Source organism: Amycolatopsis orientalis, assembly GCF_000943515.2.
Lineage (GTDB): Bacteria > Actinomycetota > Actinomycetes > Mycobacteriales > Pseudonocardiaceae > Amycolatopsis > Amycolatopsis orientalis.
On the sequence record NZ_CP016174.1, the window covers coordinates 6,338,224 to 6,359,344 of the forward strand.

General features: G+C 69.0%; 18 protein-coding genes and 1 pseudogene. 2 read left to right on the plus strand and 17 right to left on the minus strand.

Annotated elements, in window-relative coordinates; all coding sequences use genetic code 11:
- Positions 1-57 precede the first annotated feature (57 nt).
- The 5 genes from SD37_RS27345 to SD37_RS27365 all read right to left on the minus strand — a co-directional run bounded on the left by SD37_RS27345 (position 58) and on the right by SD37_RS27365 (position 8,181).
- Complete coding sequence (locus tag SD37_RS27345) at positions 58-1,536, minus strand: potassium/proton antiporter (RefSeq protein WP_044849989.1); 1,479 nt, start codon at positions 1,534-1,536, stop codon at positions 58-60.
- A 111-nt stretch (positions 1,537-1,647) separates the two neighbouring features.
- On the minus strand, positions 1,648-2,331 hold the full coding sequence (locus tag SD37_RS27350) for an ArsR/SmtB family transcription factor (RefSeq protein ID WP_044849990.1): 684 nt from the start codon (positions 2,329-2,331) through the stop codon (positions 1,648-1,650).
- A gap of 43 nt (positions 2,332-2,374) precedes the next feature.
- The gene (locus tag SD37_RS27355) at positions 2,375-3,979 is read right to left on the minus strand and encodes a penicillin-binding transpeptidase domain-containing protein (protein WP_044849991.1); all 1,605 of its coding nucleotides are present in this window, start codon (positions 3,977-3,979) and stop codon (positions 2,375-2,377) included.
- A gap of 210 nt (positions 3,980-4,189) precedes the next feature.
- Positions 4,190-7,360 carry an isoleucine--tRNA ligase gene (gene ileS / locus SD37_RS27360; RefSeq protein WP_044849992.1) on the minus strand — a complete coding sequence of 1,057 codons (3,171 nt, stop codon included), beginning with the start codon at positions 7,358-7,360 and terminating at the stop codon, positions 4,190-4,192.
- Positions 7,361-7,647: 287 nt separating this feature from the next.
- The gene (locus SD37_RS27365) at positions 7,648-8,181 is read right to left on the minus strand and encodes an Imm21 family immunity protein (protein ID WP_044849993.1); all 534 of its coding nucleotides are present in this window, start codon (positions 8,179-8,181) and stop codon (positions 7,648-7,650) included.
- 385 nt (positions 8,182-8,566) lie between these two features.
- On the opposite strand from SD37_RS27365, the gene SD37_RS42150 reads away from it, so the two are divergent.
- The gene (locus tag SD37_RS42150; RefSeq protein ID WP_145926746.1) at positions 8,567-8,752 is read left to right on the plus strand and encodes a hypothetical protein; all 186 of its coding nucleotides are present in this window, start codon (positions 8,567-8,569) and stop codon (positions 8,750-8,752) included.
- A gap of 19 nt (positions 8,753-8,771) precedes the next feature.
- Here SD37_RS42150 and SD37_RS27375 read toward each other — a convergent pair.
- Positions 8,772-9,903: pseudogene (locus SD37_RS27375) on the minus strand (HNH endonuclease signature motif containing protein).
- A 185-nt stretch (positions 9,904-10,088) separates the two neighbouring features.
- Here SD37_RS27375 and SD37_RS27380 point away from each other — a divergent pair.
- Entirely contained in the window at positions 10,089-11,906 is a 1,818-nt protein-coding gene (locus SD37_RS27380) for an FUSC family protein (protein WP_044849994.1), read from the plus strand.
- On the opposite strand, the gene SD37_RS27385 is transcribed toward SD37_RS27380, so the two are convergent.
- The 11 genes from SD37_RS27385 to SD37_RS27435 form a co-directional block, all read right to left on the minus strand.
- Positions 11,903-12,490: a cytochrome c-type biogenesis protein gene (locus SD37_RS27385; protein ID WP_044849995.1), complete on the minus strand. Its 588-nt coding sequence runs from the start codon at positions 12,488-12,490 to the stop codon at positions 11,903-11,905. The two genes, SD37_RS27380 and SD37_RS27385, sit on opposite strands and share 4 nt — an antisense overlap.
- A gap of 89 nt (positions 12,491-12,579) precedes the next feature.
- Positions 12,580-13,443 carry a DivIVA-like cell division protein Wag31 gene (gene wag31 / locus SD37_RS27390; protein WP_037309673.1) on the minus strand — a complete coding sequence of 288 codons (864 nt, stop codon included), beginning with the start codon at positions 13,441-13,443 and terminating at the stop codon, positions 12,580-12,582.
- 54 nt (positions 13,444-13,497) lie between these two features.
- Positions 13,498-13,773: a YggT family protein gene (locus SD37_RS27395; RefSeq protein WP_005155180.1), complete on the minus strand. Its 276-nt coding sequence runs from the start codon at positions 13,771-13,773 to the stop codon at positions 13,498-13,500.
- Between the two features lie 114 nt (positions 13,774-13,887).
- Positions 13,888-14,487, minus strand: a complete 600-nt coding sequence (locus SD37_RS27400) for a cell division protein SepF (protein ID WP_044849996.1) — start codon at positions 14,485-14,487, stop codon at positions 13,888-13,890.
- 82 nt (positions 14,488-14,569) lie between these two features.
- Positions 14,570-15,301 carry a YggS family pyridoxal phosphate-dependent enzyme gene (locus SD37_RS27405; RefSeq protein ID WP_044849997.1) on the minus strand — a complete coding sequence of 244 codons (732 nt, stop codon included), beginning with the start codon at positions 15,299-15,301 and terminating at the stop codon, positions 14,570-14,572.
- A complete protein-coding gene (gene pgeF, locus SD37_RS27410; protein ID WP_044849998.1) occupies positions 15,298-16,005 on the minus strand; it encodes a peptidoglycan editing factor PgeF in 708 nt (235 codons plus the stop codon). Before pgeF ends, SD37_RS27405 begins: the two co-directional genes overlap by 4 nt.
- 74 nt (positions 16,006-16,079) lie before the next feature.
- Positions 16,080-17,402, minus strand: a complete 1,323-nt coding sequence (ftsZ, locus tag SD37_RS27415) for a cell division protein FtsZ (protein ID WP_044849999.1) — start codon at positions 17,400-17,402, stop codon at positions 16,080-16,082.
- Between the two features lie 253 nt (positions 17,403-17,655).
- On the minus strand, positions 17,656-18,426 hold the full coding sequence (locus tag SD37_RS27420; protein ID WP_044850000.1) for an anti-sigma factor: 771 nt from the start codon (positions 18,424-18,426) through the stop codon (positions 17,656-17,658).
- Positions 18,423-19,034, minus strand: coding sequence for an ECF RNA polymerase sigma factor SigK (sigK, locus tag SD37_RS27425; RefSeq protein WP_044850001.1), 612 nt, complete (start codon positions 19,032-19,034; stop codon positions 18,423-18,425). Before sigK ends, SD37_RS27420 begins: the two co-directional genes overlap by 4 nt.
- Positions 19,027-19,776 (minus strand): DUF1365 domain-containing protein, encoded by a 750-nt coding sequence (locus SD37_RS27430; protein WP_044850002.1) that lies wholly within the window; start codon positions 19,774-19,776, stop codon positions 19,027-19,029. Before SD37_RS27430 ends, sigK begins: the two co-directional genes overlap by 8 nt.
- On the minus strand, positions 19,770-21,092 hold the full coding sequence (locus SD37_RS27435) for an NAD(P)/FAD-dependent oxidoreductase (RefSeq protein WP_236725132.1): 1,323 nt from the start codon (positions 21,090-21,092) through the stop codon (positions 19,770-19,772). The genes SD37_RS27430 and SD37_RS27435 overlap by 7 nt, the downstream gene beginning before the upstream one ends.
- Positions 21,093-21,121: the final 29 nt, after the last annotated feature.

The window sequence follows — 21,121 nt, forward strand, 5'->3', positions numbered from 1 at the left end:
ACAAAGGGGAAGAATTTTCTGAGATCAATCGACGAACAGCTGGTGCGGGTCCGTGACCTACTGGCCGGATTCGCCCTTCCACCTGGCGAGGCGGCCGGCGCGGTCGACGGCGCGGAGTCGTCGTTCGGCCGCGTCACGCACTTCGGAGGTGGTCACGACTAGTAACTGGTCGCGTTCCTGGAGCCGGGTGTTCTTGTTCGGCGTGAACCCGGTGCCGTCGCGGACGAGCAGGCTGATCGTCGCCCCCACCGGGAGCCGCAGCTCGGCCAGGTAGACGCCGTGCATCTTGGATCCGGCGTTGATGCGGACCTGCAGCAGCTCCGCGCCCATCTCGTCGAGCGGCGCGGAGTCGACGTCGATCTCGTGCGCTTCGGCGTGCTGGGCAAGCCCGAGCACCCTGGCCAGCGGGGTCAACGTCGCCCCTTGGAGCAGGGTCAGCACGATGACCAGCACGAACACCGCGTCGACCAGTTCCTGCGCGCCGGGCACCCCGGACGACAGCGGGATCAGCGCGAGCACGATCGGCACCGCCCCGCGCAAACCGGCCCAGGACAGGAACACCTGTTCTCGCCAGGGGATCTTGAACGGCAGCGCGGACAGCACCACCGACAACGGTCGGGCGAGCAGCAGCACCACGGCGCCCGCCACCAGCCCCTGGACCAGGCTCTCGAAGATCCTGCTCGGCGAGGCGAACAGGCCCAGCAGCACGAACAGCCCGATCTGGGCGAGCCAGCCGAGCCCTTCGGCGAAGGACAGCGTGTCCGAGCGGTGCGGCAGCTTCGAGTTGCCCAGCACCAGCGCCGCGACGTAGGTGGCGAGCAGGCCCGACGCGTGGGCGAGCTGCCCGCTCGAGTACGCCACGACGCAGACCGCGACCGTGGCCAGCGGATACAGGCCGGTGGCCGGGAGCGCGGCCCGCCGCAGCGCCTGCGCGCCGCCCCAGCCGAAGGCCAGTCCGATCACCAGACCGGCGGCGAGTTCGTAGACCACCAGCAGCGGCAGCGACCAGTCCACGGTCGCGCCCTCGGCCAGGACGACGACGGCGATGTAGGCCGGGGCGTCGTTGATCCCCGACTCGATCTCCAGCGCACCGACGAGCCGTTTCCCGATCCCCGCCGATCTCAGCACCGAGAAGACCGCGGCGGCGTCGGTCGACGCGAGTACCGCGCCCCACAGCAACGCCATCCGCCAATCGAGGCCCAGCAGCCAGTGCAGCGCGGCGCCGGTGACCGCGATGCTCACCGCGACGGCCACAGTGGACAGTGCGATTCCGATGCCCAGCGAGGGTTTGACGGCCGTCCAGCGGGTGGTGAGGCCACCTTCGGAAAGGATCATCACCAGCGCGGCGAGGCCGAGCGACTGGGTCAGCTCGGGATTGTCGTACTGGATGCCGAACCCGGCTTCGCCGAGCAGGACCCCCATCCCCAGATAGAGCAGCAGCGAGGGAAGGCCCACCCGGATCGACACCCGGACCGCGATCACGGCGACGAGCAGGACGGCACCGCCGGTACCCAGGATGAGCGGGAGCTGCTCCATGTCCCCTCCCGTCCGGCCGCCGTGAGGGCTTCAGAATAGTGAGGCGGTGGCCATCACTCCTTCGTGTACCGCTCGACGGCGGGCCGAGGGGACTGTGTTACAGACCGTCCATTAGGGACTCCGCAGGGCCGGCAGATCGACACCCAGTTCGGCGAACGGCTTCTCCGCGGCGGGCAGGACCTTCACCGCGCGGTTGCCCTCCCGGGACAACCAGCCCGCACTCACCCCGTGAGACAGTAACGCCGCCGGAACCCGGCCTGCCAGATGTTCACGCCGTACCGTCCAATCCAGACAGTCGCGCAGCAGTGGACGCCTGCCCTCGGCGACCTCCACCCCGAGCGCGCCGAGTACCTCGCGACCCTTGCCGGTCAGCGTCAGGCCGTCGGCCTCGCCGATCAGGCCGGTGGCGAGCATCCCGTCCCGCACCGCGACCCCGACCTTCCCGGCGAGGTGGTCGTAGCAGGTCCGGGCGAATTCGAGCCGCCGTGCCCGGACCGACGAGCGCAACCCCTTCACCGGCCGGTGCCCGGCGTGCTGCGCCAGATGCTCGATCAGCTCGGCCACCCGGGGATCGGCGATCCGGACGTAGCTGTGCCTCCCCTGCTTGACCCGCGCGACGAACCCGGCCTCGGCCAGCTTCGTCACGTGCTCGCTGGCCGTCGACGCGGCCACTTCGGCCGTGCGGGCCAGTTCGGTCACCGTCCAGGCACGCCCGTCGAGCAGCGCGAGGCACATCGACGCGCGGCTCGGATCGGCGAGCACGGCCGCGACCTCGGCCAGGGCGATCGTTTCCATGCGCCCACCGTAGAAGACCGACGGTTCGGCGCGGACCGAACCGTCAGCCGGCCAGGAACTTCGCCGCCAGCTGGACGGCGGGCTTGGAGTCGTTGGAACCTTCCAGCATGATCGCGAAAGCGACGTCGCCGCGGTAGCCGACGAACCAGCCGTTGGCGTCGGCGCCGGAGCCGAACTGCGCCGTCCCGGTCTTCCCGAACACGGCGCCGCTGCCCTTCAACGCCTTCGCGGTCCCGGTCGTGCAGACCTCGCGCATCATCGACCGGATCTGGTTCAGCACCCCGGCGGACGGGGCCTGGTAGCCGGTGTTGACCTTGGTCTCCAGCCCCTGCCACAGCTTCGGCACGACCGGTTTACCCGCGGCGACGGTGGCGGCCATGAGCGCCGCGCCCAGCGGACTGACCTGGACCTTTCCCTGCCCGATCCCGGCCTCGACCTGTTCGTCACCGCTGCTCGACGGCTCCACCTTCCCCGTCTCGGTGGCGAGTCCCGGGATCTCGAAGTCGGCGTTGAGGCCGAACTGGCTCGCCGCCTTCGCGAGGCCGTCCGCGGGCAGCTGCCCGGCGAGCCGCCCGAAGGTCGTGTTGCACGACGCGGCGAACGCCGTCTTCAGCGAGACGGTCCCCAGATCGAACCCGTTGTCGTTCTTGAGCGTGCGGGTCCCGATCTGCTCGCTGCCGGGGCAGGCCATCGGCGTGTCGGCGGAGACCCCGCCCTGCTGCAGTGCCGCGGTCGCCGTGGCGATCTTGAAGGCAGAGCCCGGCGAGTACAGCCCGCTGAGCGCCTTCGGCTGGTTCCCGGCCGCGCCGTTCTGCGCCACCGCGAGGAGGTCGCCCGAGGTCTTCATCGCGACGATGATCGCCGGCCCCTGAAAGCCGTCGACGGCCTTCTGCGCGGCGCTCTGCGACGCCACACTCAGGGTCGAAACCAGCGGTTGGTCGGTCTCCTCGGCCTGCCCGAACAGGGTCTCGACCGGCTTGCCGGAGGCGTCGACGCGCGACACCGTGACGGTGGCCGGGGTCCCGGTGCCGCCGTTCCGCTCGGCCGCGACCTTGGACAGCGCCCCCTGCAGGATCGGCGCGACCCCCGCCGCGTCCCCGCCGACGAAGGCCTTGCCGTCCCGGTCGGCCACCACCGGCTTGGCCGATACGGGCGCGGCCGACAACTGCTGACCGGCTTCGAGCTTCGGGTGGATCACCGACATCGCCCAGCGGACCACCCATTTCCCGGCGTTGCGGACCAGCTCCAGCTTGCCTTCGTACTTCCAGACGCTGTTGCCCGCGAGAGTCCACGAAGCGTTGAAGGTGGCCGAAGTGGTGGTCGCGTCCCCTGGCGTCGTCGGGACCTCACCGAGGACCGTCTTGACCGACGTCGGGCTGAGTGCGCCCCGAGCCGCGGACAGGGCGGCCGTACTCGCCGCCGGGTCGTCGACCGGAGCGCCGGTCAGGTCACCGGTGTCGAACTGCCGCAGGAACCGGGTGGCGACCTGCGCCGGGCTCTCTTGCGCGGTCTCGGCGGATCCCCCGGGCCCACCCGTGGCGGCGGGCGCCGGATCCTCCTTGACCAGCAGCACCACCGCGGCCACCACGATGGCGACGACCGCCAGCGCGGCGCCGATCAGGATCCCTCGTTTTCGGGCAGGACTCATGGACTCGCTCTCCCCCAGTGCGGCGCGCCCCTCGCGCGCTTCGGGCCAGCCTGCCGATTTCCGCCGGGCAAGGCCGGTTTCGAGCGAGAAAGCTACGTTTCCGAATCCGTTTCGTGATCGCCGCCGGGTGAGAACCCGCGCCGGATGTTATGAACGGGACTTTCATTGCAAAATTTGCAATGAAAGTCCCGTTCATAACATGTCTGAGGACTATGCCTTGGCGACCGCCACGGTCACCTTGGTGCCCTCGCCGACCGTCCCGGCCGAGCCGTCGGCGATGTCGGCGTAGGTCACCGAAGTCGCCAGGGTCTCCGAAGCGATGAACTCCTCGTGCGTGGTCGCGGCCGCGACCACGTCCTCCGGCGCGTCGACGGTGAGCGAGATCCGGTCGGCGACGTCGAGACCGGCGTCCCGGCGAGCCTGCTGGACGACCCGGACCAGGTCACGGGCCAGGCCCTCGGCCGCCAGTTCGTCGGTGACCTCGGTGTCGATCAGCACCAGCCCCGCCCCGCCGGGCAGTTCCGCGGCCGCGCCGCCACCCTTGGCGACCAGGCGCCGCTCGTACTCGCCCTCGACGAGTTCGATCCCGGCGGCCACGACGGCGCCGCTTTCGGTCGTCGTCCATTCGCCCGCCTTGACGGCCTTGATCACCGTCTGGACGTCCTTGCCCAGCCGCGGGCCGGCGGCGCGGGCGTTGACCGCGACCTCGAAGCCACCGTGCGCGGCGACGTCCGTGGTCAGTTCGACGGATTTGACGTTGACCTCGTCGCGCAGGATGTCGGTGAACTCGCGCAGCGAGTCGGCCTCGTCCGCGGCGACGACCAGCTTGGCCAGCGGCAGCCGGACCCGCAGCTTGTTCGACTTCCGCAGCGAAAGCGCCGAAGACGCCGCCTGCCGCACCCGGTCCATCGCCGTCACCAGCGCCGCGTCGGCGGGCAGGTCGAGCGAGTTCGGCCAGTCGGTCAGGTGGACCGAACGGCCGCCGGTCAGCCCGCGCCAGACGACCTCGGAGGTGAGCGGCAGCAGCGGCGCCACCACCCGCGACGTCACCTCCAGCACGGTGTGCAGGGTGTCGATCGCGTCCTGCTCGCCCGCCCAGAACCGGTCGCGCGAACGGCGCACGTACCAGTTCGTGAGCACTTCGAGGAAGTCACGGACGGTCGAGCAGGCACCGGCGACGTCGTAGGTGTCGAGCGCGTACTCGACGTCCGTCACCAGTTCGTGGGTCTTCGCCAGCACGTAGCGGTCGAGCACGTGCTTCGAATCCGTGCGCCACTTGCCTTCCACTCCCTCGGCGTTCGCGTAGAGCGCGAGGAAGTAGTACGAGTTCCACAGCGGGAGCACGGCCTGGCGGACGGCGTCGCGGATGCCCCGGTCGGTGACGATCAGGTTGCCGCCGCGCAGGATCGGGCTCGACATGAGGTACCAGCGCATCGCGTCCGAGCCGTCGCGGTCGAACACCTCGTTGACGTCCGGGTAGTTCCGCAGCGACTTGGACATCTTCTGGCCGTCCGAGCCGAGCACGATGCCGTGCGAGATGCAGGTGCGGAAGGCAGGCCTGTCGAACAGCGCGGTCGCCAGCACGTGCAGCAGGTAGAACCAGCCGCGGGTCTGCCCGATGTACTCGACGATGAAGTCGCCCGGGTAGTGGTGCTCGAACCACTCGGTGTTCTCGAACGGGTAGTGCACCTGCGCGTAGGGCATCGAACCCGAGTCGAACCAGACGTCGAGCACGTCCTCGATCCGGCGCATGGTGGACTTCCCGGTCGGGTCGTCCGGGTTCGGCCGGGTCAGCTCGTCGATGTAGGGCCGGTGCAGGTTCTCCAGCCGCACGCCGAAATCGCGCTCCAGCTCGTCGAGCGAGCCGTAGACGTCCGTGCGCGGGTACGCCGGGTCGTCGGACTGCCAAACGGGGATCGGCGTGCCGAAGTAGCGGTTGCGCGAGACCGACCAGTCGCGGGCGTTCTCCAGCCACTTGCCGAACTGGCCGTCCTTGACGTTCTCCGGGTACCAGGTGATCTGCTGGTTCAGCTCGACCATCCGGTCCTTGAACTCGGTCACCGCGACGAACCACGACGAGACTGCGCGGTAGATCAGCGGGTTCCGGCAGCGCCAGCAGTGCGGATACGGGTGCTCGTAGGTCTCGTGGCGCAGCAGCACCGCGCCCTGACGGCCCGCGGAACCGGTGCCGTTCTTGAGATCCTTGATGATGTTCGGGTTCGCGTCGAACACCTGCTGGCCCGCGTAATCCCCGACGGTGGCGTCGAACTTGCCCTGCGCGTCGACCGGCGTGACCGGGACGATGCCCGCCGCGTCGGTGACGACCTTGTCCTCTTCACCGTAGGCGGGCGCGATGTGGACGATCCCCGTGCCGTCCTCGGTGGTGACGTAGTCCGCGGGCAGCACGCGGTGCGCGTTCTCATGCCCGACGAAGTACGGAAACGGTGGCGCGTAACGGGTTCCGAGCAGTTCGGTACCGGTGTAGTGCCCGACGACGGTGGGCTCCTCGCCGAGTTCGCGGGCATACGCGGCGACGCGGGCCTCGGCGAGCAGGAACCGCTTGCCCTCCTGGGCCTCGGACTCCACGACGACGTACCGCACGTCGGGGTGCACCGCCGTCGCGACGTTGGACGGCAGCGTCCACGGCGTCGTGGTCCAGATCAGCAGATAGGTGCCGTCGAGTTCGTTGTCGTTGCCCTCCAGGCGGAAACCGACCGTGACGGCCGGGTCCTGGCGGCTGGCGTAGACGTCGTCGTCCATGCGCAGCTCGTGGTTGGACAGTGGCGTCTCGTCACGCCAGCAGTAGGGCAGGACGCGGTAGCCCTCGTAGACGAGACCCTTGTCCCACAGCTGCTTGAACGCCCAGATCACCGACTCCATGTAGGTGACGTCGAGCGTCTTGTAGTCGTTGTCGAAGTCCACCCAGCGGGCCTGGCGGGTGACGTAGTCCTGCCATTCGCCGGTGTAGCGCAGCACGGACTCGCGGCACGCGTCGTTGAAGACGTCGATGCCCATGGCGTCGATCTCGGACTTCTCGGTGATCCCGAGCTGGCGCATCGCCTCGAGTTCGGCGGGCAGACCGTGGGTGTCCCAGCCGAAGCGGCGCTCGACGCGCTTGCCCTTCATGGTCTGGTATCGCGGCACCAGGTCCTTCACGTACCCGGTGAGGAGGTGACCGTAGTGCGGAAGACCGTTGGCGAACGGCGGGCCGTCGTAGAAGACGTACTCGTTCGAGCCGTTGGTCCCGGCCTCGCGGGCGTCGATGCTGGCCTGGAACGTCCGATCGGATTCCCAGTACGCGAGGACGCGCTTTTCCGACTCGGGGAACGAAGGCTGGGACGGGACGCCGTTCTCGCCGTCCATCTGTGCCTTGGGATACATCTTCGGTGCTCCTCGCGGTTCGTCGCTCTCGTACGGGCTTTCACCCACACGGGGACGAGACGGCCGTTTCCGGCGCGTTCCGCGGTACCACCCCGCTTGCCCGGCCGGTGGTGTTCCGGCTGGGCCGCTCATTCGACGGCTGTGACGGGCCGTACCCGTCCGGTTCTACTGAGGGCGCGGGCCCTGTTCTTCCGGAGGCTCCCCGGTGATGGCCGGATCGGTGCCAGTTGGTTCAAGGGTAGCGCGCGAGGGCAACCGGATTGTCCGGGGTCCGGCCTGGCGGTGGTTCACCGGCCGTCTGCTTCGGGAACGAGCTGGACCAGGCCGACCCAGGCGGCCTCCCCGTCCGTGTGGACGGCCCGCACCCGGAAGCGTCCTTCTTCGATCGGGACCTCGGCCTGCTCCGGTTTCCCGCCGGCGGGAAACTCGACGCCCAACTCCGCGCCCGCGGTCACCGAGTCCATGAGGACCGCGGGACCGTCGGTCTCCCAGAGGCCGCAGTCCTCCCACGGCGTAGCGGAATCGGCGAGGACCCTTTCGGCCTCGGCGAGCAGGTCGGCCTCGGAGTCGGCGGCGAGCCAGCGAAGGAACGCGCGATGGCACGGGAGGTAACAGGTGGTGGCGGGTTCGTCGCCGAGGACGAGGCCCGTCGTCCCGCCGACGGGGAGCGCGCCCGCGAGCGCGTTCACCGCGCAGGCACGGTCGTAGTCGTCTTCGCCCCCTTCGAGGCTCCCCTTCCAGTGCGCCAAGGCGGAGACGGGCACGACGATGAGCGGGCCGCCGAGGGATTCGACCCAGGCTTGAGTCTGCGTGATGGTCACGGCGGCAGTGTGCCGTGAGGGACCGACAGTTTCGGTGATACTGCCGGGATGGGGCGAGACGAGTGGGTGACCGAGCAGTCGCGGAATTTCACGGCACTCCAAGGCAGGCGAGTCGATATGTGGGCCGGTGTGGAGATGGCGTTGCGGGAGGATGTGGCCGGAAACGGCCCGCAATTCGCCGACTCCGATGTTTCTTGCCTTCAGCTTTACCGGCTTCACGCCTGGCTGGACGGCGACGGCGCGTTGGAGGTCGGCACCTATCAGGACGACGACGGATTCGGTCTCTACGGCCGCTCGTCGAGCAGGTCAGGACGACGACGATCGCTGGGACGGGATCTACCGGTGGCGGTCTCTGACCGAGTTGCCCGTCGGTCCGGTCGACCAGGTGATCGTCCTTCAGCACGACGCCATCCTGTCCGAAGTGCACTTCCGGATCGGAGCGCAGCCGCTCGCCTTGGTCGTGGGGGAACTGGAGGAGACCGCCGCGGGCGGGCTGATCTACCGACGGCTCGACGAATCGGTCCTCGCCTTCACCGATCCTGAGCGGATTCCGTGGCGCGCGGACGTGTAGGGCGTTATACACAATCGGCCTAGGTTCTGAGGTGCATGGTGTTGCGCCGGGGTTGGCCGGTGGGGTCGAGGTAGGCGGGTGGGGCGATGGCGACTGTCCATTCGCTGTGGTGGATGAGCCGGTGGTGTTTGGTGCAGAGCAGGACGAGGTTGTCGATTTTGGTTTCGCCGTGGTGGCGCCAGAAAACAATGTGGTGCGCGGTGCAGCGCGGCACCGGCCTGTCACAGCCCGGGAAGGCACAGCCGCCATCGCGGAGGGTCAACACGTATTTCTGGGCCAGTGACACCGTCCGTTTGGACCGGCCGATGTCCAAGGGTTCGCCCGCGGTGCCGAGGACCCCGGGCCGGACGCGGGCGTCGCAGGCGAGGATACGGGCATCGGTCGCGCTGATCGGCCCGACCAGATCCAGATGCGCTTCACCAAGGTCCCGGATCAGGTCGTCGTAGGACATGGTCACGAGGATGTGGGTGGCCTCGCCGGCTTGGCCGGGCAGGTTGCGGCTGGTGGTCTTCAACCGCACATAGTCGGTGAAAGCGTCCCCGTAGCGTTCGTCCTGGGTCCGGGAGTCCCGGACCCCATCGATCGCTTTGTGCGGTTTAGCCATTGGGTCCAGGTCGGACTTCAACCGCGCATAGGTTTCCAGGTCCAGGGTGGCTGTGAGGCCGAGGGTGCCGTCCGGCCCGGGCGATCTGCCGGGGCCCGGCCTGGCGGGCGAGGTCGACGAGGATTTTCTCCCCGCTCCGTACGTCCTCTTCGGGGACGGTGGACGGGATGCGGGCGAGGGTGCGGAGGATCGCGTCGATCTGGCTGCCGCCGATCGCACCCTCGGCGGCGGCGTCGGCGGTCAAGGGCGAGAGAGGCGGCACGACCTCGCCGCCCGCCACCCCGGGATGCAACGCCAGCACCCGATCGGCCCGGGCAGCGGCTTCCTTGTCCGTGACATGGAAGTCCTCGAAAATCATCGCCGCCAACGTCGCATGACCCGAACACCCGCGAACACCCCGGTTATTGATTTCCGCCGGGATCGCATTCTGTTCCGCATCCAACCGGCGCTTCAGAACTTCCCATTCCTGCTTACGGGCATGCAGCGCCGCCGTATCGACACGCCACCACTCGGTACGCGCCGTCTGAGGTCTGTTATCGCTGGCCACGACCCCAACGCTACCCACACTCGAACGCCTGTGCTATAGCATATTCAGACTACAGAAGTCACAGAAGAAGCCTCAAAAACACCTGAGGCGAGTGGTGAATCGCGTTCCAAGGACACAGGCCACCCCCGAGTTGCGGTCGCCCTCACCGCCTCTAAGTTGACGGGTATGTCGATCTACGGGGCCCGATGAAAGGGCCCGGACTCCTCATCGTCCTGCTCGTGGTCCTCGGCGGCGTCAGCGGCCTCGGTTTCACGCTGGGCCTGGGCAACGCCGCGATCCTCGCCGCGCTGACGGCGCTCTTCTGCCTCATCGCGGCGGTCGGCGGGCCGCTTTGGGCGGATCTGCGGCTGCTGGCGTGGTTCGCGCCGGGGCTGATCCTCGCGGTCGGGGTACCGCGGTTGCTGGGCGAGGTTTCGCGGTGGGCCGCGATCGGGCTGCTGGTGGTGATCGTGGTCGTCGCCGGTCTGCTGCCGGTGCTCGGCTCCCGGTTCGTCACGGTCGGGCTGGGGCTCGGGATGGCGTCGTTGTTCGGTTACGGCTTCCAGTTGACGGGGACGGCGTCGGCCGGGCAGATCCTGGGCGCGCCTGCGCTCGCGGTGGGGGTCATCCTGCTGCTGAGGGTGGCGATGGGCGCCAAAGACCCGGCCAAGCCGACCCGGGAAGCGCTGGCCGACGCGCTCGCCGCGGGGACGTCCGAAACGCAGGAACGCGCGGCGAGGCTTTGGCTCGCGGACCGGCCCCGCCGGTGGACCGGCAAGGTCCTCGGCGGCATGTTCCGGTACCGCGCGGCGACCGGGTTGCTCGAGATCCGCCGGAAACGGCTGGACAGCCGGGAAATCGGCGACATCCTCGACGCGGCCAAGGAGGAAGCCGTCAGGCTCGCGGACGCCGTGCGCCCACCGAAGGCGCCGGAGGCCATCGAGCCGGTGCGGCGCGAGGAACCCGGCGCGCTACCCGGCGACACGGCGAGGGTCGTCACCGCGCTCTGGGACTCCCTCGAAAGCATCCGGACCGCGGCGTCCGAACGCGACGAGTCGCGTGTGGACGTTCCGAAAGGACTTCGCAAGGAACTGCGCCGGATCGAGCTGAGCGGCGCGTTTTCCTGGCAGTCACCGCAGTTCCGGCACGCCCTCCGTTGCGGCCTCGGGGTGGCGCTGGCGCTCGTCGTCGCGAGTTTCCGGCCCGGCGACCCGCTCACCGTGTCCTTCCTGCTCGGCACTTTCGCCATCATGCAACCGGAATGGCACGACAGCCTCAGCAAGGCCTGGCAGCGCATCGGCGGTTCGCTCGGCGGCGCGGTCGTTCTCGCGCTCGTACTTTGGCTTCTGCCGCAAGGGTTCCTGCTGCCGATCGGACTCGTGGCCCTGCTCGGCGGGTTCTCCGTCATGCGGACGCGGCCGACGATCTTCAACGGCTGCATGGTGCTGATGTCCGTCGGCATGAACGCGACGACCAAGCATCTCGACCCGCGCTACGTACTCGTCGAGTACCTGCTCCTGATGGTCCTCGCCGGCGCGATCGCGCTGCTGTTCGGGTTCGCCGCGATCCCCGGGGTGCCGAAACCCGGTCCGGTGGAACGGTTCGAGAGCGCCGTCGGTGCCACTCGCGCGCTTCTCGGCTCAGTGGGACGAAAACTACGCGGCGAGGACGTCGATCCGCGGACACTCGGCCGCGAGTTCCGCGCCGCCGCCGTCGCGCACCACGGCCTGCTCGCCGCGGAACCGGGCACGCAGGAACCCGCGCCCGGGCAACGCGACGCCCTGGAGAAGACGGCCGAAGCCTTGCGGGGCCTGTCCGTCACGACGTCGTCGCTCTTGCTGCGCCCCGGACCGGCCGGGACGGCGGACGCCGTCGAGGAGGCCGCTCGCGCGCTCGGAACCGAAGACGCGGCGGAGATCCCGGTGCCGCCGGACGCCGACGAGGAACATCGTCTGGTGCTCGACATGATCGCCGCCGACGTGGTCGCGGTCGGCGAGGCGGCTCAGACGCTCAAGGGGGTTTAGGCGCTGTCGCGGTGCTGCCCGGCGATCTCGGCGTCGGGTGTGCACAGCGCGCACGGGGTGAACCCGAGCTGCCGGGCCTCCCCGATACCGAGCGGGATGGTGTCCCGGGTTTCGAGCCACGTGCAAGTGGTCACGTGATACCGCGGGTACTCGTCGACGACGACGACCTCGATCTCGAGTTCGGAGACGATCGCCACGTCCGCGGGATCGCTCTTCTCTTCACCCGGGTCCCCGATGGGCTTCGTCTCCGAAGCCGCGGGCTCGGTCTCGTCCGCGTCGCCCAGCTCACCGGTGGCGGGCATCAGAACGGTCTGCTCGGCGTCCTCGGGCTTCTTCTCGTCGCCCTCCTCGGACTCCGAGGCTTCCTCCGTCTCGTCCGAGGGGTCGTCCGCCGTCTCCTCGACGGAAGCGTCGGCCTCGGCCGAACGCTTCTTCCGCCGTCGCAGCCAGTCGAAGACGAGCAGCAACCCGGCGACGATGGAGAGACCGATGGAGATCCAGGCCCACAGGGAGTTCGCGGTGATGAGCGCCGCGACGAGCAGCCCCAGAGCCGCCAGTACCAGTACCAGGACGATGTAGAGCACGGTGAATTACAACACGACGGGCAAGCGGAACGGCCCCGACCCTCCGGAGAGTGCCGAGGCCGTTCCCATGCGTTGCTACCGAGAGCCGATCAGCCGGCTTCCGCGCGGGGACCGAACGAGTAGCCCTGTCCACCGCCCGAAGACGACGCCGACTGCCCCGAGTTCGACGAGGACGCCGAAGCGGGAGCGGCCGAACCGCGGTCGTCGAGCTCACGCAGCTGGGACTCGAGGAACCCGCGCAGCCTCGTGCGGTACTCCCGCTCGATCGTGCGCAGCTCTTCGATCTTCTTGCCCAGCGAGCCCTTCTCCGCGTTCATGTTGTTCATGGTCTCGGTGTACTTGCGCTGAGCCTCGCGCTCCATGGTCGTCGCCTTGTCGCGCGCCTGGCGCTCCAAGGTCTCGGCACGGGTTCGCGCGTCGTTCAGCATGGTCTCGGCGCGCGTGCGCGCCTCGTTCACCATCGAGTCCGACTTGGACCGCGCGTCCGAAAGCAGCTGCTCGGACTTGGTCCGGGCTTCGGCGAGCATGCCGTCCGACTCGGTCTTGGCCTCGGCGGTGAGCCGGTCGGCCATTTCCTGCGCCAGCCCGAGCACCTTCGCGGCCTGGACGTTGGGCTCCCCGTTGTCCGGCACCATCGAGTGGGCCTGGGTCTGCTCCATCGCCGACTGCGGCGGCGGCACCGGCGCCAGGCGACGCGACGGCTCGTCGCGCACCTGTGGCGGCGGGCCTACGGCGCCCGCCTTGGCGTTCTCGAGCTCACCACGGGTGGTCTCGAGCTCGTTGTCGAGCTGCTCGACCTGCTGCCGCAGCTCGTTGTTGTCCTCGATCAACCGGGCAAGCTCGGTCTCCACCAGGTCGAGGAACGCGTCCACCTCGTCCTCGTTGTAGCCCCTTTTGCCAATGGGCGGCTTGCTGAACGCGACGTTGTGCACGTCAGCGGGGGTCAACGACATCAGATCACCTCACGCACTCCATGGCCTGCAGGTCCACCGGGGCTTCCCCGAAAATCACCCTGGCGTTGCCAGCTGCATCGCGAAGAACACAACCAACAGCAGCACCATAATCGATAAGTCCAGTCCGACGCCGCCGATTCGTACGGTCGGGATGATTCGTCTGAACAGACGAACCGGTGGGTCGGTCACTGTGTAGATGGTCTCGAGCGTTACCGCAACCCCTCCGGCAGGACGCCACTCGCGAGCGAAAGCACGCACGAGCTCGACGACGATCCGTGCCGTCAGCAGGAGCCAGAAAGCGAACAGCACGTACCAGACGACCAGCAACACAGCATTCACGTAACCACTCTGCCATGCCCCGCGTCAAAAGACGCAGTTGACGGGCGTCAGATGGCGATGAGTCGACAAAATCACATCCGGCTGCGCTCAGCGGTCACCGGGTGATCAGCCGCGCAGGAATAATCCGCCTTCGGCAATCCGCCGACGGTCTTCCGCGGTGACGTCCACATCGGGTGGTGAGAGAAGGAACACCTTGTTGGTGACCTTGTCCATCGACCCGCGCAACGCGAACGCGAGACCGGCCGCGAAGTCGACGAGTCGCTTCGCGTCCGCGTTCTCCATCTCGGTGAGGTTCATGATCACCGGGATGCCTTCGCGGTAGTGCTCCCCGATCGCCCGCGCTTCGGCGTAGCTCGTCGGGTGCAACGTGGTGATCCGGCTCAACGGGTCACGGACGGCCGGACGGACCGGCTCGGTGACCGGACGCAGCCGGGCGACCGGTTCGGGCTGGCGATCGATCGCCAGCGCCCCGTGGACCGCCGGCTCCGGGCTGACCACGGAGCGTGACCGTGGCCGGGCGACAGGCTCGTCATACGTGTCATCGACGTCCCGGTAACGTCCACCCCGTGACCGGGCCGGTGGCTCATCTTCGTAGTCGTACCCGTCTTCGGCGTAGCCTCGCCGGTAGTCATCTTCGACGTCATAGCCGTCTTCGTCCGCGGGCACCATCCCGAAGTAGGCCTTCAGCTTCTGCAGCGCGCTCATGCCTCTCCCTAGCCTTAGCCGCGTCCCGCACCGTGCTCCCCCGCCCCCGTCGCCACTCCCCGTAGCGACGAGACGGTATTCCCTAAGGCGAGGCTAAACCGCGTCCGCCGAGCAGCGCGGTTCCGACACGCACACAGGTCGAGCCGTGCGCGATCGCCTGTTCGAGATCATTGCTCATTCCGGCGGAGAGTTCACGGGCATTTGGGTGATCTTCCCGAAGACGCTCCGAGGCACGCGCAAGTTTCTCGAACGCCTCAGCGGGGTCAATACCCAGCGGAGCCACCGCCATAAGCCCACGGAGCCGAAGATCACCCACATGGCCTATCCGCTCGGCCAGGCGGCCCACCTCGTTCACCCGGAAACCCCCGCGTTTCGGATCGTCGTCGAGACTTACCTGAATGAGGACGTCCAGCGGGTGATCACGTTGCCCGGAATCGAGTGCGGACCTGGTCGCCTTGGCGAGCGCGTCGGCGAGCCGTTCGGAGTCGACGGACTGGACTTCGTCGGCCCAGCGCACGACCGAGCGGGCCTTGTTCCGCTGAAGACTGCCGACCATATGCCAGCGGACGCGGGCGTCCGGGCGCAGTGCGGCGACCTCTTCGGCCTTCGCGCCCGCCTCTTGATCACGGTTCTCGGCGAGGTCGAACGCACCGAGGTCGGTGAGCAGCGCGGCGTCGAGCGCCGGAAAGGTCTTGGTGACCGCGAGCAACCGGACCTCGTCGCGGTCCCGGCCCGCGGCCTTGCACGCGGCGGCTATCCGCTCTTCCACCTGGGCGAGGGACGCGGCGAGTTCCGCCTTGCGGTCGGCGCTCATGACGCGTCCAGCCAGGTGATGCCCGCGATCCGCCCGGTGGTGCCGTCGCGACGGAAACTGAACAGGGTCTTGTCTTCGTTGGTACAGCGCGGATCCACGCCGATCTTGCCGACACCGAGGTCGGCGAGTTGCCGCCAGAGCCCGGCGCGCAGATCGAGGCCCGGGGTGCCCTTGCGGGTTTTGCAGGCACTGCCCGGGACGTGCTTCTCGACGTCGGCGGCCATGGCGGCGGGGACTTCGTAGCAGTCACCGCAGATCGCCGGCCCGAGCAGCGCTTCGGTGCGGCCCGGTTCGGCACCGAGCGAGCGCATCGCTTCGATCGCGGCGGGGACGACGCCGACCCGCGCGCCGACGCGGCCCGCGTGGACGGCGGAGACGACACCGGCTTCGACGTCGGCGAGCATGATGGGGACGCAGTCGGCCACGAGCACGACGAGCGCGAGACCCGGCTCGGCCGTCACGAGCGCGTCGGTAGCTTCGGCCGCCGAGGTCTCGGAGCCGTCGACGATGGTGGCGGTCCGGCCGTGCACCTGCTCCATCCACGCCAGCCTGTCCTCGGCGAGGCCGAGTTCGGTGGCGAGACGTTTGCGGTTGGCGTAGACGTCACCGGCGTCGTCGCCGACGTGATCACCGAGGTTGAAGGTGTCGTAAGGCGGCCGGGAGGCCCCGCCCGCCCTTGTCGTGACAACCCGCCGTACCCGCACGCGTTTCCTCCTAGACCTGAGTGAAGGCCCCCTCGACTGTAGTCAAGGAGGCCTTCACGGAACGTACTGGCGAGCTACCGCCGCATGAACGGCGGCACGTCGACCTCGTCGTCCGACGGGTCGTCGTGCACCGGGGTGGCGCGGCCGGGCAGGCTGCCGTGGGTCGAGTTCGACCCGATCGGCGAGTAGCCGCGCGAACCGCCGCCGGGCTGCGGGAGCCCACCGGTCATCGAGCCGTTGCCCTCGCCCCGGGAGGACGGCATCTGCGAATGCGGGCGCGTCGGCGGGACCGGGTAGCCGTTGGAGCCGGTCGACGGAACCGGCGTGGCACCCGACGGCGCGCTCTGCACCGGCGTCGCCCCGCCGCCGTTGACCTGGCCCGCCTGCGCGGACGCGGTCGAGTTCGACCGGGAGCCGAAGGTCGACGGGTCGAGCTTCTTGTGGGTCGGCGTGCCCGCGTCGAAACCGGCCGCGATCACGGTGACCCGGACCTCGTCGCCGAGCGAGTCGTCGATGATCGTCCCGAAGATGATGTTGGCGTCGGGGTGCGCGGACTCCTGCACCAGCGACGCGGCCTCGTTGATCTCGAACAGGCCGAGGTCCGACCCGCCCGCGATCGACAGCAGCGCGCCGTGCGCCCCGTCCATCGACGCTTCCAGCAGCGGCGAGTTGATCGCCTTCTCCGCCGCCTGGATCGCCCGGCCCTCGCCGCGCGCCGAGCCGATGCCCATCAGCGCGGAACCCGCGCCGGACATGACGCTCTTGACGTCGGCGAAGTCCAGGTTGATCAGACCCGGGGTGGTGATCAGGTCGGTGATGCCCTGGACACCGGACAGCAGCACCTCGTCCGCGGAGCGGAAGGCGTCCATCAGCGAGACGCCGATGTCGCCCAGCTGCAGCAGCCGGTCGTTCGGGATGACGATGAGGGTGTCGCATTCGTTGCGCAGCTGCTGGATGCCGTCCTCGGCCTGCTTGCTGCGGCGCTTGCCCTCGAAGGTGAACGGGCGGGTGACGACGCCGATGGTCAGCGCGCCGAGCTTGCGGGCGATCTGGGCGACGACCGGCGCGCCACCGGTACCGGTGCCACCGCCTTCACCCGCGGTCACGAACACCATGTCGGCGCCCTTGATGACCTCTTCGATCTCTTCGCGGTGGTCCTCGGCGGCCTTCTGCCCCACCTCGGGGGCGGCGCCGGCGCCGAGACCGCGGGTCAGTTCCCGGCCGATGTCGAGCTTGACGTCGGCGTCGGACATGAGCAGTGCCTGAGCGTCGGTGTTCACCGCGATGAACTCGACGCCCTTGAGGCCGACCTCGATCATGCGGTTCACGGCGTTCACTCCGCCGCCGCCGATACCGACGACCTTGATCACCGCAAGGTAGTTGTGCGGGGGCGTCATCGGAGCCGCCTTCCTGATCGTGTGTGCTCGTGCTGCCCGCCGGTCGCTGAACCTGGAGCCGAAACCCTCGAGCTGAAGTTCAGATTGAGAGTTATGTCAACTGCCGACGTTGAAGCAGGACGGTATGCACCAGGCTGGCTTGAATCCAGTAGCCACGCCGTGTGTCGCAAAAGTGTTTTGCCACAACATGTTCGCGGGCGCAAGAGCGAGACCCCCCGGAAGCGCCGGACGGCGGCCTGGTATTGGCGCCGGATCAGGTCGGCATGGGCATGACCATGACGACGTCCTTCGACGGCGTTCCGGTCGGTGATCCGCCGGCCTGTTCGACGCTCAGCGCGAAGTTCTCGGCTCCGGCGAGCCCGTCCGCGACCAGTAGCGCACCGTCCTGACCACCGGAAATGAGTCCGGCGGGTTTCGGCGGGGCGCCCGGATACATGAACCAGGCCTGATAGATCCGGCCCGGATCGTTCTTCGCCAGTCGTGCCGCCATGAAGACGAGCCGGTCCTTCGAACGCGACATCATCACGGTCCCGCCGCCCCCGACGGACGCGTCGGCGTGCCCGGTCCTGAGATCGGCGGCCGAGAGCACCTCGGCGACGGGCTGGTACCGCTGGGCGTACTGCGCCGCCTGTTCCCGCGCGGCGGTCAGCTGGGTGTGGTTGTCGTAGGCGATGCCGCCGAACACGGCGGTGCCCGCCAGTCCGACGATCGCCGCCGCGGCCGCGGCGATCGCCCAGCGCGGGGCGCGCCTGCGGCCCTTGACGCGCTCTCCGGCCTCGAACCGCGTCTTCGGCGGCTGCTGCCGGGTCGCCATCGCCTGCGCGAGCACGCGGCGCTTGAGTTCCGGCGGCGGGTCCTCGGCCAGCGCGGCGCCGAGCCGGGTCGCGGTCATCTGCAGTTCGAGGACCTCTTGAGCGCACGAAGCGCATTCGCCGAGGTGCCGCTGGAACTGGGCACGCTCCACTTCGGACAACGCGTCGACGGCGTATGCCCCGGTGAGCGTGTGCATTTCGGGCATCGTCATGCCGTCACCCCCAAACAGTCCCGGAGCCTGATCAGGCCGTCCCGGAGTCGAGTCTTGATGGTCCCGTGCGGGGTCTGCAGCACCTCTGCGACCTCGCGATAGGTGTACCCCTGGTAGTAGGCGAGCAACACCGATTCCCGTTGCAGCTCGGTCAAGCTGGTCAGGCAGCGGCGCACCTGCGAACGTTCCCAGCGGGCCGCGACGGCCTCGGCCACCTCGTCGAAGGGCCTCGCCCGGGCGGCCTCGAAGGTGGCCTTGACCTCGCGGTCCGAACTGGCCCGTGCCGAGCGGACGCGGTCGACGGCGCGGCGGTGCGCGAGCGTCATGGCCCAGTTCAACGCGCTCCCCCGCTCCGGCGAGTACCGCGCGGCCGTGCGCCACAGCTCGACCATGACCTCCTGAGTGACCTCTTCGGACTGTGCGACGTCGCGGAGGATCCGCCGCACCAGGCCGAGGATCGGTCCGGCGAGCTGGTCGTACAGCGCGTCGAAGGCCCGCTCGTCCCCCTTCGCCACCCGGACGAGCAGATCCTCGGCCGTCGGCCCTGCCGGTTCGCCGCCCGTTCCGGGAACGGGTGCCATCCGGCGTGGACGTGCCGATTCATCCATCAAGTCTGCCTCCGGCGGTCTGCGGTGTGCGAGGGGTCCGTGGGGTTATCGGTGCCTTCTTCAACCACAGTCTGACCCCGTGCCGCCGGATCAGCGCGGAGACCCGGTGCGGCATGAGCGGACGGGTGAGCAGCAGGTGCACCAGCCATTTGGTGGTGGCTGGCCGCCGCACGCCGCGCAGCGACGCCGTGAGCGGGGTCCGCCCGCCCTGCCGGAGCGCGATCTTGACCGACAGCAGCGACTCCGGCCGCGGCACCTCCATCCGGTACGCGCCGTCCATCGACTGGAACGGCGAGACGTAGAACTCCTTGTCGGCGTGCGCGTTCCCGTCGGCGTCGGGACGCAGGAGGTACGCGTGCCTGCCGCCGTAGGTGTTGTGGACCTCCGCGACGACGCATTCGAGTTCGCCGTCGGGCCGGTGGCACCAGTAGAGGGTGATCGGGTTGAAGGCGTGGCCGAGCATGCGCGCGCCCGCGAGCATGAGGACCCGGCCGCCCCGCAGGTCGACCCCGCGCGCGGCGAGCCAGCGGTCCAATTTGGACCGAATGCTGGCGGTGTCCTCGGGCGCGAAGTGGTCTCGCGGATCGAAGCGGGCGAAGGGGCGCAGCCACCACGGAAGCTTCGGCGGCTTGTCGAGGTCGATGAACCACAGGTAGACGCGGTGCGCGAACGAGATCGGCGGGTCGTTGCGGCGCACATGCGCCACCGTGGCGTCGTAGAGCACGGCCATGACGGTCACCATCGCACCCCGAAGTTCTCGGCCGCGCGGACGCCGGACGCGCAGCCGTCCTCGTGGAACCCCCAGCCGTGGTACGCGCCGGCGAAGGCGATCGCGTCGTCGTCGAGTTCGGGCAGGCGACGGCCCGCGGCGACGGATTCCGGCGTGTAGACGGGGTGTTCGTAAGTCATCTTGGCCAGCACCGACCCGCGGTCGGGGGCGGTGCCGGGGTTGAGCGTGACGACGTAGCCGGTCGGCTCGTCGAGCCGCATCAGGCGGTTCATGTCGTAGGACACCTGGACGGCGCCGTTGTCCGCGCCGCAGGCGGGAGTGGCGTAGTTCCAGCCCGCCCGCGCGGATTCCGCCGTCGGGAGCACGCCGGTGTCGGTGTGCAGCCACGCCTCGTTGCTGGAGTACCGGAACGAGCCGAGGACTTCGCGCTCGGCCTCGGTCGGCGACGCGAGCAGCTTCAGCGCCTGATCCGCGTGCGTGGCCAGGACGACCTTGTCGAGCCGGTGCCGGGTGTCGGCGTCGTCGCGGAGCTCGATCCCCCGCGCGGTGCGCTTGACCGAGCGGACGGGCGTCGACAAGTGCACGGCGGTCAGCTGCTTGGCCGCCCGCTCGACGTACTCGCGGGAGCCGCCGACGACGGTGCGCCAGCTCGGGGATCCCCCGACCGACAGCATCCCGTGGTTGCGCAGGAACTCGAACAGGTAGCGCGCGGGATACCTGAGCGTGTCGTTCCGGTCGGCCGACCAGACGGTCGAAACGACCGGGAGCATGAAGTGGTCGACGAAGTACTTCGTGTACCCGCCGATCGCGAGGAACGCGCCGAGCGTGACATCGCCCGCCTCGGGCGAGTCGAGGACGCGTTTCGCGTGCAGGTGGAAGCGCTTGACGTCGGCGAGCATCCGCAGGTAGCGGCCGCGGGTGATGTTGCGCGGCTGGGCGAACAGGCCCTTGAGGCCCTTGGCGCCGGCGTACTGGAGACCGCAGCCGTCGCAGCGGATGCTCATCGACATCTCGGTGTCGCGGGTGGCGACGCCCAGTTCGGCGAACAGGCGGAGCAGGTTCGGGTAGGTGCGCTCGTTGTGCACGATGAACCCGGAGTCGACGCCGACGGTGCCGCCGTGCGCGCTCGGGACGTCGTGGGTGTGAGCGTGGCCGCCGAGCCTGTCGTCGGCTTCGAACAGCAGCACTTCGTAGCGGCGTTGCAGCAGATAGGCGGCCGTGAGCCCGGCGACGCCGCTGCCGATGACTCCGATGCGTTGACCCTTGGTGTGCACGACAGGGATTCGGAACAGGACGCGGACCGGATTGGACCGGGTGAACCAGGGCATCGTCCGACCCATCCTTTTCCCGTCCGGGG